The 1439-nt window shown below is 39.3% G+C and carries 3 protein-coding genes; 2 read left to right on the forward strand and 1 reads right to left on the reverse strand.

The window, feature by feature from the left end; translation table 11 throughout:
- Positions 1 to 176: single-stranded DNA-binding protein (gene ssb, locus HNQ69_RS07555; protein ID WP_183229405.1), on the reverse strand; the 176-nt coding region annotated here is incomplete at its 3' end.
- Positions 177 to 565: 389 nt separating this feature from the next.
- On the opposite strand from ssb, the gene HNQ69_RS07560 reads away from it, so the two are divergent.
- Both HNQ69_RS07560 and HNQ69_RS07565 read left to right on the forward strand, forming a co-directional pair.
- Entirely contained in the window at positions 566 to 889 is a 324-nt protein-coding gene (locus HNQ69_RS07560) for a type II toxin-antitoxin system RelE/ParE family toxin (RefSeq protein ID WP_183229406.1), read from the forward strand.
- Positions 890 to 902: 13 nt separating this feature from the next.
- A complete protein-coding gene (locus HNQ69_RS07565) occupies positions 903 to 1214 on the forward strand; it encodes a helix-turn-helix domain-containing transcriptional regulator (protein ID WP_183229407.1) in 312 nt (103 codons plus the stop codon).
- Positions 1215 to 1439 lie beyond the last annotated feature (225 nt).

The following is a 1439-nucleotide window of genomic DNA, read 5'->3' on the forward strand; positions in this document are numbered from 1 at the left end:
GGATTAAAAATCACCACAGAATGCCATTCCGTTTTCTCTACTTTTTGATTGGTGTTTTTATCTGTATAGCTCTCAGAAGTTGCCATACGAAAATTGACCACCTCACCACCAGAAGGCATGGTTTTGCTTTCAGGATTGGCACCTAGGAACCCAATTAACATAACTTTATTAAGCATTCGCTTGTTATCCTTTATGGGAATGACTTTTATTAATGAAACAAATTTTATGCTGTATTATAATACCACATTATGGGTTGTAGTTACAAATAAAACTATTATAACCTATTGAATCTAAAGTATGAATCAAATCTTTTATTTTTTAACGGCTTGTGCTTTTGCACATATTGTATAATATAAAGCCATTCGTTTTATTCTTGAGTAACAAAACAGCATAATCTGTAGACAAAAGCCGTGCCAATTAGCTTTGGAACCGCTTTGTTTACACTGTTACAACAAAGAAAATTATTTTACATATCCTGTGTATTTTTAAGCGTAGACGCGCATTTCTACACATTGCATTCTTACTTTTCTCTTGACAGATATCGTTTATAAACGAATATTAAAGTATGTTTAAGATACGTCACTACCTCACCGCTGATGGCAAAGATCTGATAGCTGATTGGTTGCGCAAACAACGTGATATACAGGCTAAAATCGCCATTATTCGTCGCCTTAACCGCTTAGAGCAAGGAAACTTTGGTGATTTCAAGCCACTTCGTGAAGGTGTTCATGAATTACGGATCAATATCGGTCCAGGCTACCGAATTTATTATGCTCAATCAGGCAAGACCTTACTGCTTCTGCTGTGTGGCGGTACCAAAAGGACGCAAGACACTGATATTAATCGCGCATGTGCTTACTGGCGTGATTGGCAAAACCGTGAAAATTAAAGGAGGTACAAAGATGAAAGACCGTAACCATGATGATGCAATGGCTGAAATATTCCATGATGCTCCTGAGTTAGCAGCAGCTACCCTTGATGCAATTCTCGCGGATGGCGACCAAGGTGAACTGCTTGTAACGCTTCGTCAAATGGCTAAAGCCTACGGTGGTGTTCAAGCTGTAGCAAAAGCTGCTAAACTGAACCCGACACAGCTTTATCGAACTCTTTCAGAAAAAGGTAATCCAGAGCTACGTAGCTTAAATGCCTTACTACGAACCATGGGACTTCGACTGGCTGTACAACCCCTTGAACGATCAGTTCCCCACGTCTAATCTGTCTAGTAAGAAAAATCCACTTAGGTCGCACAAAATCCAGCTTAACTTTTTCCCCCACCGAGAGGTTATATTGTTAAAACTTAAGCTGCTTTTACGATATCATTTGCTAAAACTCGCTTAGCTTCTGTTTTAACCAAAAAGCCGCATCGTAAATGACACGGCTTTCTTTTTTTCTCTCTAAAAGCAGGCGCCCCACACGCCTGTCATTTATTCTTCTGTATC

Source organism: Bartonella callosciuri (assembly GCF_014203215.1).
GTDB lineage: Bacteria > Pseudomonadota > Alphaproteobacteria > Rhizobiales > Rhizobiaceae > Bartonella > Bartonella callosciuri.

Bases quoted from the DNA above. Each gene is read 5' to 3' on its own strand.
- HNQ69_RS07560 (WP_183229406.1), top strand. From the start codon at position 566: ATGTTTAAGATACGTCACTACCTCACCGCTGATGGCAAAGATCTGATA.
- HNQ69_RS07565 (WP_183229407.1), top strand. From the start codon at position 903: ATGAAAGACCGTAACCATGATGATGCAATGGCTGAAATATTCCATGAT.